This window comes from Bacillus atrophaeus, from assembly GCF_039519175.1.
Lineage (GTDB): Bacteria > Bacillota > Bacilli > Bacillales > Bacillaceae > Bacillus > Bacillus atrophaeus.
Genome location: NZ_CP154443.1, coordinates 2,217,572 through 2,231,962 on the forward strand (window position 1 = coordinate 2,217,572; position 14,391 = coordinate 2,231,962).

Sequence of the window (14,391 nt, forward strand, 5' to 3'; positions counted from 1 at the left end):
TGTTTTATGTAGACACATTGAGCAGGAGGTAATCAACGATGGGTAAAAAAATTGCAGTTGTATTAACGGATTATTTTGAGGATGTTGAGTACACTGAGCCTGCAAAAGCATTTAAAGAAGCGGGCCATGACTTAACAGTTATTGAAAATGAAAAAGGGAAGACTGTAAAAGGAAAACAAGGTGATGCGGAAGTAACGGTTGACGCGTCTATTGATGAAGTAAATCCTTCAGATTTCGATGCACTTCTCATTCCGGGAGGTTTCTCACCTGACATGCTGCGCGCGGATGATCGGTTTGTACAGTTTGCGAAATCCTTTATGGATGACAAGAAACCTGTATTTGCCATTTGCCATGGACCGCAGCTGCTGATCAACGCAAAAACGCTTGACGGCCGCAAAGCAACAGGATTTACATCAATTCGTGTCGATATGGAAAACGCCGGCGCAAACGTGGTGGATGAAGAAGTTGTCGTCTGCCAAAACCAATTGGTGACAAGCCGTACGCCGGATGATATTCCAGCGTTTAACCGCGAGTCTTTAAAATTACTCGCCTAATTTAATAAAAAAAGCGGGCGCCCATGCTGGTGTCCGCTTTTTTGTTGCTTCCGTACTCTGATCAAGAAGATTCCCGGATTATCAGCTCCGGTTTTAAAATAATCCGCTGCTGCTTATGATTCGTATTGGACATTTTGTGGTGCAAAAGGTTTGCCGCCTCGGTCCCGGAACGGCGGGGAAATGAGGAGACCGTTGTTAAAGGCGGGTGGGAAATTTCCGCTTCAGGTACATTATCAAAACCGACAATATCCACATCCTCACCAGGTATCAGGCCTGCCTGTCTTACCCCTTGCATCACACCAAAAGCGATCAAATCGCTAAAGCAAAAAATAGCGGTCGGACGTTTTGAGAGACGAAGAATTTTTGACAGAGCCTCCAATCCTCCTTCGCGAGTAGGGGCACTGTCAATGACAAGTGAATCATCGACTTCTATTCCTGCTTCAAGAAGGGCTGTTTGATATCCTTCCATCCGTTTAACCCACGTGGAAGATTCTCTTATTCCTCCTAAAAATGCAATTCTCTTATGTCCTTTTTGGATTAAATGATTCACAGCACTAAGCGCGCCTTCTCTATAGTCAGCACCTACATAATCACACTTTATTTCAGGTATTTCTCTTACGGCTAATACAACCGGAATGTCCAGTTGTTCTAAGCGGAGGGCGGTCTCTTGGGCCGTTCCCGAGACAGGGCATAGAATCAGACCGCCGACTCGATGTTCCAGCATGGTTGAAATCAAATGGTCTTGCTTATCAATGGAGTCAAACGTTGTTCCCAGAAGCACCGTATATCCGACCTCTTCTAACGCATCGTGGACACCTATCAAAAATTCAGAGAAAAATGTATTGGAAATATCCGTTATGATTAAACCGACGGTAGTAGAACTCTGCGATCTGAGATTGGCGGCCACCCGGTCATAAACATATCCCAGTTCACGCATAGACTGCAGCACCTTTTGACGAGTTGCTTCTGATATCCTCGGATTATTGCGGACAATAAGAGAAGCCGTCGACGTTGAGACGCCGGCATGCTCGGCGACCTGCTGTAATGTGACTCTGCGTTTTTTAGACTGTTTCATACTATGAACTCACCACTTACATTGTATTTTGATACCTATGTTACATCATAACGTAACCATAATAAAGCTGGCTTTCATTAATCAAATTGTTGGCCTTTATAAAGAAATATGTCCTCATGTACGCAGTGAATCAGTAAAAAAACGCTCTCCCATGGATGCAGGAAAGCGTTCATCATCAATGTTCATTCCCTCTCAATATCTTTTGGGACCGAGGTTTGGTTAATTTGCTGTATCTGTAGTACAGGAAGGAGGCAGCTGAGATTCCGGCGGCTGCAATAAAGCAATCAAATACAAAGATATGGGCAATACCGCCATTTTTTGCAATTAAACCTGTCGCAATCGGCAAGGCGATAGACGCCAGGCTGGAGGCTGTCGCTACAATCCCGGTCACCGTTCCTTTTCGTTTCCAAAACAATTCCGTCACTATTGTAATGGTCAGCTGAAAGATGCCCGCTGTTGAAAAACCTAAAAAGAAGGAAGTAACAGTCAGCACGATCGGGATATGAACTGTCAGAATGATCGTAAGCGTAACCAGCGTAATCATTGGATAAAGCAAAATCACCATAACGGGTTTTATCCATTTGTTTAACATCACAGCTAAAAGAAGAACAGAAATGAGAGAACCGACACTATAGAAGCTGAGTAATTGAATCGAAGCGTCAGCGGACATTCCCGCCACTTCCTGGCCGTAGCTAGGCAGCCAGATTTGTGAAACCGTAAATAGAGCAGTAGAAGTAAACCCTATAACAATCAGGGCGGTCCCTTCTTTTCGAAATACCGGTTCAGTCAAAAAGGATGTCAGTTGTAACTCGCCTTCTTGGCCGGCTTGTCCCAGCTTAATTTTCGGAAAAGTTAGCGTGGACAAAAACACTACGTTTAAAAAATAAACAGCGGCCGGAATGAAAAAGGCAAATCCATAGAAGAGATGATGCTTGGAAAGAAACAAAATCATGATCGGCAGGATCGTTGCCCCCAAGGAAACAAATGCCTTCACCATCACATTCGCTGAGCCGGGAGATTTCGGGAATACCTCAGTCAGCCCGGGATATGTGCCCGCATCCATGGCTGAATTAGAAATACCGGCAAGCAAAGCAAACACAAAGGCTAATTCATAACTCGGGGACAAGGGAATGCCGACCAAAAAGATTCCCATGGCCGCAGCAGAAACAACGATTAACGGTTTTCTGCCGAATTTATCTGATAAAACACCGGATATCCCATATGTCAGCAATCTCCCCGCGCCGATTGCCGCGATGAGATAACTGATTCCAGTGCGGTCAGTATCCCATTGTCGGGTGAGGGGGCCCATATTGGAAGCAAGTATAATATTGACCATCCCCAGCAAGAAGTAATTGATGTACATTCCTGACGCAGTTTTCATATATCGATTCTTCATTATTAACCCCCTGTTTGTTCATCATGATAGCACTGCATAATAAAGAATTGATAGAATTCTATCAGGCTTGTTCGGCCTGCATCATAAATAAACATTGCATTTTTTTAGGTGATATAAGCAGCAGAAAGATGATATACCTATTATCGGCGATAATGATGGAACATACAATCCGCTATATTGGTAAGATGCTGCCTATACCTCCCTAAAAAAGAGCTAAGAAAACGCGGGATTTAACCCCGGATTTTCTTAGCTCAACATGTCCGATTGTCTGGTTTAAATAATAGGTGAAACCTGCTTTATTCAAACATTTGCTCGTTGATGTAAGCGACAGGCATTTCTTTTCCAGTCCATAATTCAAATGCCATAGCCCCTTGCCAAACCATCATTCCCAAGCCATTAATCGTTTTACAGCCAGCTTCTTCAGCTTGCTCAAGCAGCTTGGATTTTACCGGATTGTAGACAACATCCGATACAATGAGATCAGGGCGAAGCATAGAAACATCTTCAATGACACTTAACCCTTCAAGCGGTTTCATGCCCACGCCTGTTCCATTGGCTAAAATATCACTTGAAGCGATTTCAGCTCGCAATGTTTCTTGGTCTTCAAGCGGATACACATTCGCTTTGCAGTTGGAATCTTTCATATCTTCATTAATAATGCGGACGTTTTCCACCGCTTTTTCAAAAAACGCGTCATTACGGGCAAAGATTGAAATTTCCGCAAGACCTTCTAAAGCAGATTGAATGGCGATCGGAGTAGCCGCTCCGCCAGAACCGATCAGCGTCATTTTTTTGCCTGCAATGTCTACGCCATGTTCTTTTAAGTTTCTTACATAGCCCATACCATCTGTGCTGTGTCCTGTCAGTGTTCCGTTATCATTGACAACTGTGTTGACGGCTCCGGAAAATTTAGCGCTGTCAGCTAACTGATCAAGGTAAGGAATGATTTTCATTTTGTTCGGCATAGAGACGTTAAATCCTCTTACGCCTAAAGCGCGCATTCCAGTGACAACGTCTTCAAGCTGTTCATTGCCGACTTCAAATGCTAGGTAAGCATAGTTCAAACCTAGTTTTTTAAATGCTAAGTTATGCATTGTCGGTGATAAAGAATGTCCGATTGGTGTTGCTAAAAGTCCAATTAATTGTGTTTTTCCATTAATCCGTCCAAGCTCTTTCGTCATGATAAAATTCCTCCAGTTCATATGATGGCAAATGATCTATTTTCAAATCAAGCTTACGGATAAGCAAGAAGAAAACGCGAAGATTAAAGGTTTTTGTGCAATATATTCAGTACATCACGCAATTCAGGTACAGGTATTTGGCCTGGCGCGGATGCTTCTTTTCCGGCGCCGAACGTACAAGCTGAACCGAAAATTTCTCCGGCGAGCCTGCTGACAAGGCCTGTCCCTGCCATTGACATCGTAATCAGCGGGCGATCGGCGTACTTTGTTTTCATCGTATGTGTGGCATCTAGCAGCACAAGCAGATCTTCCGTTGTTTGCGGCATGACTGCAATTTTTGGAATATGCGCGCCGTACTCCTGCATTTTACGGAGACGGGCAATGATTTCTTCCTTTTCAGGCGTTTGATGAAAATCATGGTTTGACATAATGACGTAAACACCATTGTTTTCCGCTGTTTTCACAACAGATTTCACATCGGATTCATCATAAAATAATTCCACATCTACAAGGTCAATCTGTTTCGTTCTGATGACTGTTTTCAGCAATTCAATATAATAGCTGTCTTCAATTTCTTTATTTCCGCCTTCTTTATGGCTTCTGAAAGTGAAGAGAAGAAGCGTGTCAGGCAGAGCCTTTCTCAATTTTGCTGCCATGCCGGCAACAGCTTCTAAGCGATCGACTTCTTCATATACATCCGCGCGCCATTCAATAATGTCAGGATGTAATGATGTAACGGATTCAGCTTCTTGAAGCAACTGTTCTTCTGTTGCCGCCATTAAAGGCACGATAATCTTCGGCACACCTTCGCCGATGGTTGTGTTTTTTATCGTAATGGTTTTCATCGCGTAAACTCCTTTTCTATCTCATGACTTGCTTATAGCGGTAACCAATGAATAGTGCTAATAAAATACTAATGACGGCAATGCCGACATCAAGCATAAATACAGAAGTCAGTCCGGCGCTCTTTGATAGGATGCCGGTAACAAGCGGAATCAGAATGAACGCTAGGCTGGCTGCGGTGTTTACAAATGATGTAATGGTCCCTTTATTGGCAGGGAACAATTCTGCCATAACCGTCATCGCCAATTGGAAGACACCTGCGGTTGATAATCCGATGACAAACGAGCTGATAACAGAAACCGCCGGCTGATGGATAAACAACAGAGCCAATAAGGACACAAGCGCAATAGCCGGATAGACAATCATGACAGTAACAGGCTTAATGACTTTGTTTAACAGAACAGCTAGTAATAAGACTGAAACAAGCGCCCCGACGCTGTAGTAACTGAGCAATTGTACGGATTGCACCTCAGGCATTCCCAATACTTCTTGTCCGAATTTTGGAAGCCATACTTGAACAAGCACGAATAACGCCGTTGATGTAAAGCCTAAAATAATGATGGCCAACCCTTCTTGCCTCAATTTAGGCTGAGATTTAAATTGATCTTGCGCCGAAGCGCCTGATGTTCCGGCCGCATCTTTTTGGTTATGGTTCGGAAAAGCGACTTTTAACAGGAAGAATCCATTAATAAAGTAGATTATAGCCGGCAAGAAAAACGTGTATCCGTAAAACAGATCTTTCGCCACAATGAATGAGATGAAAAACGGCAGCAATGTAGCGCCGATGGATACAAAGGCTTTGACCAGTACAGTCGCAGAACTTGCTTTTTTCGGAAATCCTTCAATAAGTGCAGGGTACGTGCCTGAATCTAAAAATGAGTTCGCAATTCCCGCGCTGACCGCAAAGATAAACGCTAACGCATAGTTAGGGGCAAGCGGTATGCCGATAAGAAAGATCAGATAAATAAATGATGCCGCAACGACAAATGGTTTTCTGCCGTATTTATCGGACAGCCTTCCAGCCACGGCCAAAGAAACCAATTTCCCGATTCCGATCGCTGATACTAAATAACTGATCCCGGCGGCAGTGGTGCCTAATTGTTTTGAAAGAGATTCCATATTTGAGGCAAGGATGATATTAACCATACCTAATAAAAAGTAGTTGATATACAAACCAATTGCCATTTTTGTGTATTGATTTTTCATGATGACATCCCCTATGTGAGTTAATAAAGAATCGAATGGTTTAAAACAGTGTGTAATTAAAGCGCTTTCCTCTTCTGATATAATCCCTGCCTTTCATGTAACTTGGTGATAAACAAGCTGATAAAAACAGAGAACAGCTTGTTAGGTACATCGTTATACTAAAGAATAAAGAATTTCACTTTGTGAACTAATATCCCAGAAATAAAACGGTCCGTTTGTTGCTTAGCCGATATTTTATTCTGTTTAGTATATCGTTCTACCAAACTCACAGTTATCATACTCCTTCTTTATATCTATGTCAAACTTGTGAACAAATATTTTTTTATTATTTAAAGTGAGAATTTATTATTTAAACCAGGGCATACAAAAAGACTTACCGGTTTACGGCAAGTCTTTTTGTTATTTGCGAAGAGAGGCAAGCTCTTGAGCGATCGCCTGCATTTCGCTTGGGCTGAATGATGCTTTTTTCATTACCATTTTATGAAGGTAGGTAAGATCCTCAATTTTTTCATCGCTGAAATCTTCCGCTCTGATCACGCCGACATTCAGCATGTTGAGCTTTTGGGAAATCTCTTCAATCATTTGGTTCAATGTCTCTGTGTTTTGGCTGGACAAATGCATCCATCCTTTCTTTAGGCCATATTTGTCCTTTATATTCTAACAGAATTCCCTGAGAAAAAAAGCGCGTTTTCGCAGGGGTTATATAAGCTGGCGTATCTTTTTAGGGGGCTGTTTCTCCGGCGATTTCCGAAAAGAGAATGATGAGTCCGCAGACCACATAAAATATAAAGCATCAAACCGGCTTGTACAAGACGCAGACAGTTTTAAAAAAATGACGGCAGATGTTGAAAACATTTCGGTTTTCTTACTATGATATCCTAAAGGTTTCTTTTTAAAGAAATGTGGGGAAAGATTAGGGAGGTCATATAACATGATAAAAGTTTTATTTGTTTGCTTGGGGAATATTTGCCGGTCACCCATGGCAGAGGCAGTGTTCAAGGATTTGGCCGAAAAAAACGGTCTGCAAGAGCAGATCAAAACAGATTCTGCCGGAATCGGCGGCTGGCACATCGGCAGCCCTCCGCATGAAGGGACACAGGAGATATTGCGGAGGAAGGGGATCAGCTTTGAAGGCATGCTGGCACGCCAAGTGTGTGAGCAGGATTTGGCTGATTTTGATTACGTGATAGCGATGGATGCGGAAAACATCGGACATTTGAGAAGCATGGCGGGTTTTAAAAAAGCGCCCCGTCTGGGAAGGCTGCTTGATTATGTGAAGGAGTCAGATACGGCCGACGTGCCGGATCCTTATTACACAGGAAATTTTGATGAAGTTTATCAGCTGGTTGAGTCAGGCTGCCAGAATTTGCTGGAATCCATCAGAAAAGAACAAAATCTGTAATCAAAAACGAAAGGGGTTTTAGATGATGAAAAATGAACGAATGATGCTGAAGAATATGTTGATCGGTGCATCCATCGGCGCCGCATTGTCTCTTTTTCATAAACCGACAAGGGACGCGTGCGGGTTGAAATGGATGATGTGCAAAAATAAGGTCCGGCTGTATCGAAGCAATCCGGAGCTTTTGAAAAATTCGATGATCACAAAATTGGATGATACAAAAAAGCTCGCCCAATCACTTTCAGATGATTTAGGTTTTTTGAATAAGCAAGTAAGCGAATTGAAGAAAACAACACCGAAAGTCATGGAGCTTGTTGAGGAAACCAAGGAGCATTTTTCAAAAAAAACAACTGACAATTGAGCTGAGGTGAGACAGACATGGACTTTATAAAAGAGCTATTCGGGAGATTTACCCTGCATGAAGGGCAAAGCAAATCAGCAGAGCTGGCGTATTTTTTTCTTCTATCTTTGTTTCCGTTTATGATCTTTATTTTAACGCTTGCCGCCTATCTCCCGCTGACATCGGATGACGTGCTCGGAGTAGTGGATCAATATGCTCCGGACGGCGCTATGTCGCTTATACAATCTATTACCGAACAAACATTAAACAACCGCAACGGCGGGCTGCTTTCTTTCGGGATCATCGCGGCTCTCTGGTCGGCTTCAAACGGGATGAACGCCATCGTCAGAGCGTTTAACCACGCGTATGAAGTTGAGGAAAACCGCTCTTTTATCATTGTTCGTCTAACCTCTATTTTCTTAACGATCGGGATGGTATTTACCATTTTAGTTGCCTTGCTGCTGCCGGTATTCGGTAAGCAGATCGGGCTTTTAACCGCTGAATTTGTCGGCGCGTCTGATATGTTTTTAGCGGTATGGGCCGCGGTGCGCTGGGGAATCAGCCCTTTGATTTTGCTGATCGTATTTTCCGCTTTGTATTTATTCGCCCCGAACAAAAAGCTGTCATTGCGTTTTGTATTTCCAGGCGCGCTGTTTGCGACCATTGGCTGGATCGCGGTAAGCACATTATTTTCCTTTTACGTGGGCACCTACGCGAATTACAGTGCGACATACGGAAGCATCGGGGGAATTATCGTGCTGATGATCTGGTTTTACTTAAGCGGGATTTTAATTATTTTAGGAGGAGAAATCAACGCGCTTTTACATAAACGTAAAAAGCTTCCTGATGAAAATCCGGTTGATTCGAGCAACCTATAAACGAACAGATATTGTTCAATCAGGCATGCGGAGGGATCATCATGACAAAGCAAAAAGGCGGAAGCCATAACAAACAAAATTCGAAAAGCAAACCGAAACAAAAAACGAGCGGTAGTTCCAACGGACAAAACGGTTACCATTAGATACAGAGGGGATGACACCCCTAAAAAAGAGCTGGCTTTTAGCGTCAGCTCTTTTTTTAATGGGTGACAGAGTGTGACCCACTATGGGAAGGATGTTTTGTTTTGCCAAAAGCAATAGCAATCCAAACAACTGATAAAACAAAGGTGATGAAGTAAAACAGATTGGCATTTTCAAATATCTGCATATACCAGCCGCCGGCGATCGGACCGATGATGCTTCCGAGACTGAATGAGATACCGCAGAGCAAATTCCCCGCCGGAAGAAGGTGGGACGGCAAAAGGTCGGTCATATAACTGATCCCGAGTGTAAAGGTTGACCCAACAGCCATTCCGGCAATGAAAAAACAGCACCCCAATACATAAGGCGACGGGAACAGACCGGCTGTCAAAAAACACAATGCGCCCGTTAGTAGAATGATGAGCAGGACGTTCCTTCTGCCGTATTTATCACTTATTATGCCGAGCGGAAATTGAAACACAATGCTTCCTATGGCAAAAGCCGGCAGAATGAGTCCCACCGCATCAACCGAAATTCCCAGACGCAGCGCGTACACGGGAAAACTGCCGTTTAACGCCGTTTCTAAAAAACCGTAGCCAAAGGTCGGCATAAAGGCGATCCACCCTAAAAGCACAGCCTGATAAAATCGTGAAAAACTATTTTCTGTACCGGTTTCGTGAGGACTGGGTTCCGGGTATTCATTTTGTAGAAAGAACACAAAAAGCCACGCAAACAGACTGATGCAGCCGGATACGATAAAAGGCAGCGCTGGATTTGACTGAACGAGCGGCACCATAAAAGGGCCCGCGGCAAACCCAAGGCCGAATGACAGCCCGTACAGTGAAAGATTTTTTCCGCGATTTTGTTTAGATGATCTGGAGGTCACCCATGTTTGGGTGGAAAAATGAAGCATGTGATCTCCGATTCCGATTAAAAGGCGCAGGAAAAACCAGATCCAGACGGATTGAAGCCATATAAAGCTGAATAAACTGACAATAACAAGGGCGCCGCCGATCACAATGAGCGGTTTGAACCCAAGCTTTCGAAGTGGCGCCTCCATAAAAGGCGCCGCGAGCAATACGCCGATATATAATCCGGTCGCATGCAATCCGTTTACAGCGGCTGATTCGCCTTGTGTTTCAAAAATAATTGAGATCACAGGCAGCAGCATTCCTTGAGAAAATCCTGAAATTGAAACAAGCAGTACAAGAATAAAGAAATGAAATCGTGACATCGCGTTTTCTCCTTAGATGGGATCTATTCTTGATCGTACACCGATTTCCAAAAGACGGCAACAGGAAAATTCGGCACGGAAAGGAGGTGAGGGCTGAAACGTGTGACTTGGTGTAATCATGATGTTTTTTGAGAAGAATAAAAAATAAATCAATATGATAAAAGGAGCCAATCAAATGAATCGTATCTTTTTCATCTTAGTGGCGGCGGGGGTGCCGCTGTCAGTCATCGGCAGTTTGGTGCATTGGCCTGCGGCAATCTTATTTACCATCTATTGTATCACCATTATAGCGCTGGCAAGCTATATGGGAAGGGCGACAGAATCGCTGGCTATTATTGCCGGGCCCCGAATTGGCGGGCTTTTAAACGCGACCTTCGGCAATGCAGTTGAGCTTATCATTTCGATTTTCGCTTTAAAGGAAGGATTAACGGGCATCGTGCTCGCATCTTTGACCGGTTCTGTTTTAGGAAATTTACTTTTGGTTGCTGGCTTATCGTTTTTTGTCGGCGGTTTGAAATACAAGCGGCAGGTATTCAATATTCATGATGCGCGCCATAATTCCGGTCTTTTGGTATTTGCCGTTATCGTCGCTTTTGTTATTCCTGAGATTTTTTCAATCGGTATGGGGCATACAAGCAAGCTTAATTTAAGTGTCGGCATCAGCGTGATCATGATTCTTCTATATGTGGCCGCTCTTTATTTCAAGCTTGTCACGCACCGCGGCGTCTATCAGCCGAAAAATGAAACAGCAAACCCGGAGGAAGAGGAACAGCCGGAATGGTCACTGAAAGCGGCTACTGCGGTATTGTTTGCGGCAACCATTGTCGTCGCCTACATTTCAGAAAATCTTGTGCACACCTTCCATTCCGTTGCGGCGCAATTCGGCTGGAGCGAACTTTTTATCGGGGTCATTATCGTCGCCATTGTCGGAAACGCGGCGGAGCACGCGTCTGCTATTATTATGGCCTATAAAAATAAAATGGACGTGGCTGTTGAAATTGCGGTCGGCTCCACATTGCAGATTGCGATGTTTGTTGCACCGATACTCGTCATCTGTTCGCTGTTTTTCCCGACAAGCATGCCGCTCGTCTTTACGCTGCCGGAGCTCGTCTCGATGGTATCGGCGGTGCTGCTGATGATTGCCATTTCAAATGACGGTGATTCCAATTGGTTTGAAGGAGCCACCCTGCTTGCGGCATATGTCATTATGGCGATCGGTTTTTTCCTGCTTTAACCTGAAAAAATAATGGATAACAATATAGAGGGCGGAAAAGACTAAAGGAAAATGCCATAGAAAGAGTGATATGATGAAAAAGCTATGTAAGGCCACACTCATTGTGTTATTATCCTTTAGTTTTTTCGGCGTTCAGCCTCTCCATGCTACAAAACCGTTTAAGATTCCTGATTCTGTTGCAAGCATTTCTAAGGAAAATACGTATCCGAATGCTTCGCAAGATCAGCCGACTCTCCAGCCGAGTAAGCTGGCGCAAGAATTGCTAGATACATCAGAGGTGGCAATTGAAAACCCGCATCTGATTAAAATGCTGAACGAGTCCACCATCTCCGGAACGCCTCTTGCTGTAGGCTACAGGGCGACAGTATTTCTCGGGAAATGGGCGCTCGGGTACGAATCAAACGAAACCGTCGCCAACTGGGAGTACAAAAAAATCAATACAAACCGCGCTGACAACCGAGGCGGAGAGCAAACGGCTGAAATGAGATATTCTCAAGAGCGGCAATTCAGAGTTAAAGGCGATTTGACGGCAAAGGTTCCAAACGCAGAAGATGTCAGAAGTATGATGATGCAAAAAGCCATGAAGAAAACCAGCCTTCCGCTCGCATTTGAGACAGTTGTGGGAGCCGGAACGAAGCGTGACCAAATGTATAAAATAGCAGCCAAAAAACTTGGTTACCTAAACGCTTATGCTCCGGCCGTGAATGAAAAGGGGAAAGTCACATACGGAGAAGTGTACTTGGTGCTGAAAGGCAATAAACGAAAGCTCGTTGTGAAAAATGTCACTTCACAAGGGATCGGCGCTTGGATCCCCGTTCAAGACCACGTCACTTTCAGCTTCCAGCTTTCCGCACAGCCGAGGTAATAAAAAAACTGATTCCGTCTTAAACGGAATCAGTTTTTTATTGGCTTTTTTCAACCCGGATCGCTTCCTCAAGCATTTGTACATTATGTTGATAAAGCTGACGGACAAGGACCCGCCTTACTGTGAGGCTGGCGCTGAAATAATCCTGATCCTTCACCATGCCCTTCACTGTAAACTCGATCCCGCGATTGATCTTATTCAGGCTTGTAATGCCGTGTACTTGAAACGGTTCTTCCGGGTTTAGAAACTCGTCTCTTTTTAAGGAATCGCGAAGCTCTTGGTTCAGCATATCGCACGCTTCCTCAAGCACGCGATACACGCGCTCGGGATCTTCCTTAAAGCTCACAAGAAGAGACTCAGTAATTCGCATGTAATTGATATTGTAGTTTTCAATTTGTCTGACTTCCCCATTGCTGATCGTTAAAAGCTTCCCGCTCCATTCCCTGATTTGCAGCGAACGAAGGCCGATTTCTTCCACAGTGCCGTTAAACAAATTGTTCACCGTCACATAATCGCCTTTATGGAGCTGGCGCTCGTATATTAAGAAAATCCCGGCCACTATATCTTTAATCAGTGATTGGGCGCCAAATCCGATAACGATACCCGCGACACCGGCTCCTGCGAGTATTTTTCCGAAATCATCCACAAACAGTGAAACTACATACAATATAAAGCCGATGGTCGCTGAATAACGGGTAAGCGAACGAACAAGGCTTTCAATTGTTTTCTCTTTCCGTTCTTCAATAAAGTCAGTCCGTTTAAAAAACGCCTGCACAAACCGATTGATGATAAACACACCAACCCAAAGCAGGGCGGCGACAATAAGTATATCGAATGTTTTGCTTTTCAGAATGTCAATAAACGTTTCTTTCATCCGCATCTAACTCCTGGCTTGGCGTACTGAAAAATCTTCATTTTGATAATAACTGTTTTTCACCAGAACATTCGGGCCGAGGCACCGCACATTCGGGCAATGGCAATTCAGCTCTTTAGCCAGCTTCGTTTCTCTCCACTTTTCATAAGCGGAAGGCAGGCTGTCTGTCTGGATATTGCCAAGCGGAGGTGTATCCCCAAAGTCTGTCACAATAATATTCCCATCAAAAATATTTACATTCAGGCGTGAACGGCCATCGGGATCATTTCGCACTGTCACATTTTTCGCCTGGCGCAGCCGCTTTAATAATGTCTGATCTTCTTCATCAGGGCTGCACGCGTAAAACGGCAATGTGCCAAACAGCATCCACGTGTTTTCGTCACGCACATCTAGCAGTTTGTGAATGGCTTTTCTCATATCCTTTAAGCTGAGTGAATCAAGCGCACTGGCAAAATCACTTGGATACATCGGATGCACTTCATGACGCTGGCACTTCATTTCTTCAACGATTTGCCGGTGAATATGCTCGATATGGGGAAGTGTGCGTTTATTCAGCATGGTTTCCGCTGAGACCATTACGCCGGCGTCGACCAAGGTGCGGCTGTTTTGAATCATTTTTTCAAAATATCGGGCGCGCTGTTCGAAGGTCGGTTTTTTATCCATCATCGCAAAACCGATATCGGCAAAATCCTCAACCGTTCCCCAGTTATGGGAAATATGCAGAACGTCAAGGTAAGGAATGATCCATTCATATCGCTCGATATCAAGCGTTAAATTGGAATTAATCTGTGTCCGCACGCCGCGTTCATGAGCGTATTTTAATAAAGGGACAACGTACTCCTTCACCGATTTTAATGAAAGCATCGGTTCACCGCCGGTAATGCTGATGGACCGAAGAAGCGGAATTTCCTCAAGCCGCTGTAACAAAAGATCTATCGGAAGAGCATTGGGGTCCTTCGGCTGCAGCGTGTAACCGACAGCACAATGCTCACATCTCATATTGCACAGTGTCGTCGTCGTGAATTCAACGTTCGTCAGCTGCATTTCTCCATATTGGTCTACGTCCATATACGCTTCCCACGGATCAAATTGGGGCGTAATCGGACGGAGCTTCGTATTTTGCATCATGGTCTATCTAACTCCTTTATCATTGGGGCATACTAACGTCTGC

General features: G+C 44.1%; 15 protein-coding genes. 6 read left to right on the plus strand and 9 right to left on the minus strand.

Annotated elements, in window-relative coordinates:
* Positions 1 to 38: 38 nt before the first annotated feature.
* On the plus strand, positions 39 to 554 hold the full coding sequence (locus AAHT65_RS11110) for a type 1 glutamine amidotransferase domain-containing protein (RefSeq protein WP_003328639.1): 516 nt from the start codon (positions 39 to 41) through the stop codon (positions 552 to 554).
* Between the two features lie 61 nt (positions 555 to 615).
* On the opposite strand, the gene AAHT65_RS11115 is transcribed toward AAHT65_RS11110, so the two are convergent.
* The 6 genes from AAHT65_RS11115 to AAHT65_RS11140 all read right to left on the minus strand — a co-directional run bounded on the left by AAHT65_RS11115 (position 616) and on the right by AAHT65_RS11140 (position 6,870).
* Positions 616 to 1,629, minus strand: coding sequence for a LacI family DNA-binding transcriptional regulator (locus AAHT65_RS11115; RefSeq protein ID WP_003328640.1), 1,014 nt, complete (start codon positions 1,627 to 1,629; stop codon positions 616 to 618).
* Between the two features lie 175 nt (positions 1,630 to 1,804).
* On the minus strand, positions 1,805 to 3,025 hold the full coding sequence (locus AAHT65_RS11120; RefSeq protein ID WP_307441600.1) for an MFS transporter: 1,221 nt from the start codon (positions 3,023 to 3,025) through the stop codon (positions 1,805 to 1,807).
* Between the two features lie 296 nt (positions 3,026 to 3,321).
* The gene (locus AAHT65_RS11125) at positions 3,322 to 4,206 is read right to left on the minus strand and encodes a shikimate dehydrogenase (protein WP_061669787.1); all 885 of its coding nucleotides are present in this window, start codon (positions 4,204 to 4,206) and stop codon (positions 3,322 to 3,324) included.
* Positions 4,207 to 4,289: 83 nt separating this feature from the next.
* Complete coding sequence (aroD, locus tag AAHT65_RS11130; RefSeq protein WP_088116734.1) at positions 4,290 to 5,051, minus strand: type I 3-dehydroquinate dehydratase; 762 nt, start codon at positions 5,049 to 5,051, stop codon at positions 4,290 to 4,292.
* A 16-nt stretch (positions 5,052 to 5,067) separates the two neighbouring features.
* Positions 5,068 to 6,255 carry an MFS transporter gene (locus AAHT65_RS11135; protein ID WP_013390438.1) on the minus strand — a complete coding sequence of 396 codons (1,188 nt, stop codon included), beginning with the start codon at positions 6,253 to 6,255 and terminating at the stop codon, positions 5,068 to 5,070.
* Positions 6,256 to 6,654: 399 nt separating this feature from the next.
* Complete coding sequence (locus AAHT65_RS11140) at positions 6,655 to 6,870, minus strand: DUF1128 domain-containing protein (protein ID WP_004430468.1); 216 nt, start codon at positions 6,868 to 6,870, stop codon at positions 6,655 to 6,657.
* Between the two features lie 316 nt (positions 6,871 to 7,186).
* Here AAHT65_RS11140 and AAHT65_RS11145 point away from each other — a divergent pair, with 316 nt between their 5' ends.
* The 3 genes from AAHT65_RS11145 to AAHT65_RS11155 are packed head-to-tail and all read left to right on the plus strand — an operon-like array spanning position 7,187 to position 8,872.
* Positions 7,187 to 7,657, plus strand: a complete 471-nt coding sequence (locus AAHT65_RS11145; protein ID WP_343310243.1) for a low molecular weight protein-tyrosine-phosphatase — start codon at positions 7,187 to 7,189, stop codon at positions 7,655 to 7,657.
* Between the two features lie 25 nt (positions 7,658 to 7,682).
* Positions 7,683 to 8,015, plus strand: a complete 333-nt coding sequence (locus AAHT65_RS11150; protein WP_004430473.1) for a hypothetical protein — start codon at positions 7,683 to 7,685, stop codon at positions 8,013 to 8,015.
* 17 nt (positions 8,016 to 8,032) lie between these two features.
* A complete protein-coding gene (locus tag AAHT65_RS11155) occupies positions 8,033 to 8,872 on the plus strand; it encodes a YihY family inner membrane protein (protein ID WP_004430476.1) in 840 nt (279 codons plus the stop codon).
* Positions 8,873 to 9,071: 199 nt separating this feature from the next.
* Here the strand turns inward: AAHT65_RS11155 and AAHT65_RS11160 are convergent, their stop codons facing one another.
* On the minus strand, positions 9,072 to 10,247 hold the full coding sequence (locus AAHT65_RS11160) for an MFS transporter (protein WP_094231633.1): 1,176 nt from the start codon (positions 10,245 to 10,247) through the stop codon (positions 9,072 to 9,074).
* A 175-nt stretch (positions 10,248 to 10,422) separates the two neighbouring features.
* Between AAHT65_RS11160 and cax the strand changes: the two genes are divergently transcribed.
* Together cax and AAHT65_RS11170 are read left to right on the plus strand one after the other, a co-directional pair.
* On the plus strand, positions 10,423 to 11,481 hold the full coding sequence (cax, locus tag AAHT65_RS11165) for a calcium/proton exchanger (protein ID WP_010787949.1): 1,059 nt from the start codon (positions 10,423 to 10,425) through the stop codon (positions 11,479 to 11,481).
* 70 nt (positions 11,482 to 11,551) lie between these two features.
* Complete coding sequence (locus AAHT65_RS11170; RefSeq protein WP_199681372.1) at positions 11,552 to 12,346, plus strand: YfkD famly protein; 795 nt, start codon at positions 11,552 to 11,554, stop codon at positions 12,344 to 12,346.
* A gap of 37 nt (positions 12,347 to 12,383) precedes the next feature.
* Here the strand turns inward: AAHT65_RS11170 and AAHT65_RS11175 are convergent, their stop codons facing one another.
* Positions 12,384 to 13,226: a mechanosensitive ion channel family protein gene (locus AAHT65_RS11175; RefSeq protein ID WP_088116737.1), complete on the minus strand. Its 843-nt coding sequence runs from the start codon at positions 13,224 to 13,226 to the stop codon at positions 12,384 to 12,386.
* Positions 13,227 to 14,348 (minus strand): radical SAM/CxCxxxxC motif protein YfkAB, encoded by a 1,122-nt coding sequence (gene yfkAB / locus AAHT65_RS11180; protein WP_343310244.1) that lies wholly within the window; start codon positions 14,346 to 14,348, stop codon positions 13,227 to 13,229.
* Positions 14,349 to 14,391: the final 43 nt, after the last annotated feature.

Excerpts from the sequence above, each read along its gene's own strand:
- cax (WP_010787949.1), top strand. The coding sequence starts at position 10,423 with ATGAATCGTATCTTTTTCATCTTAGTGGCGGCGGGGGTGCCGCTGTCA.
- AAHT65_RS11170 (WP_199681372.1), top strand. The coding sequence starts at position 11,552 with ATGATGAAAAAGCTATGTAAGGCCACACTCATTGTGTTATTATCCTTT.
- AAHT65_RS11120 (WP_307441600.1), bottom strand. The coding sequence starts at position 3,025 with ATGAAGAATCGATATATGAAAACTGCGTCAGGAATGTACATCAATTAC.
- AAHT65_RS11145 (WP_343310243.1), top strand. The coding sequence starts at position 7,187 with ATGATAAAAGTTTTATTTGTTTGCTTGGGGAATATTTGCCGGTCACCC.
- yfkAB (WP_343310244.1), bottom strand. The coding sequence starts at position 14,348 with ATGATGCAAAATACGAAGCTCCGTCCGATTACGCCCCAATTTGATCCG.
- AAHT65_RS11125 (WP_061669787.1), bottom strand. The coding sequence starts at position 4,206 with ATGACGAAAGAGCTTGGACGGATTAATGGAAAAACACAATTAATTGGA.
- AAHT65_RS11110 (WP_003328639.1), top strand. The coding sequence starts at position 39 with ATGGGTAAAAAAATTGCAGTTGTATTAACGGATTATTTTGAGGATGTT.
- aroD (WP_088116734.1), bottom strand. The coding sequence starts at position 5,051 with ATGAAAACCATTACGATAAAAAACACAACCATCGGCGAAGGTGTGCCG.
- AAHT65_RS11160 (WP_094231633.1), bottom strand. The coding sequence starts at position 10,247 with ATGTCACGATTTCATTTCTTTATTCTTGTACTGCTTGTTTCAATTTCA.
- AAHT65_RS11115 (WP_003328640.1), bottom strand. The coding sequence starts at position 1,629 with ATGAAACAGTCTAAAAAACGCAGAGTCACATTACAGCAGGTCGCCGAG.
- AAHT65_RS11150 (WP_004430473.1), top strand. The coding sequence starts at position 7,683 with ATGAAAAATGAACGAATGATGCTGAAGAATATGTTGATCGGTGCATCC.
- AAHT65_RS11135 (WP_013390438.1), bottom strand. The coding sequence starts at position 6,255 with ATGAAAAATCAATACACAAAAATGGCAATTGGTTTGTATATCAACTAC.
- AAHT65_RS11175 (WP_088116737.1), bottom strand. The coding sequence starts at position 13,226 with ATGCGGATGAAAGAAACGTTTATTGACATTCTGAAAAGCAAAACATTC.
- AAHT65_RS11155 (WP_004430476.1), top strand. The coding sequence starts at position 8,033 with ATGGACTTTATAAAAGAGCTATTCGGGAGATTTACCCTGCATGAAGGG.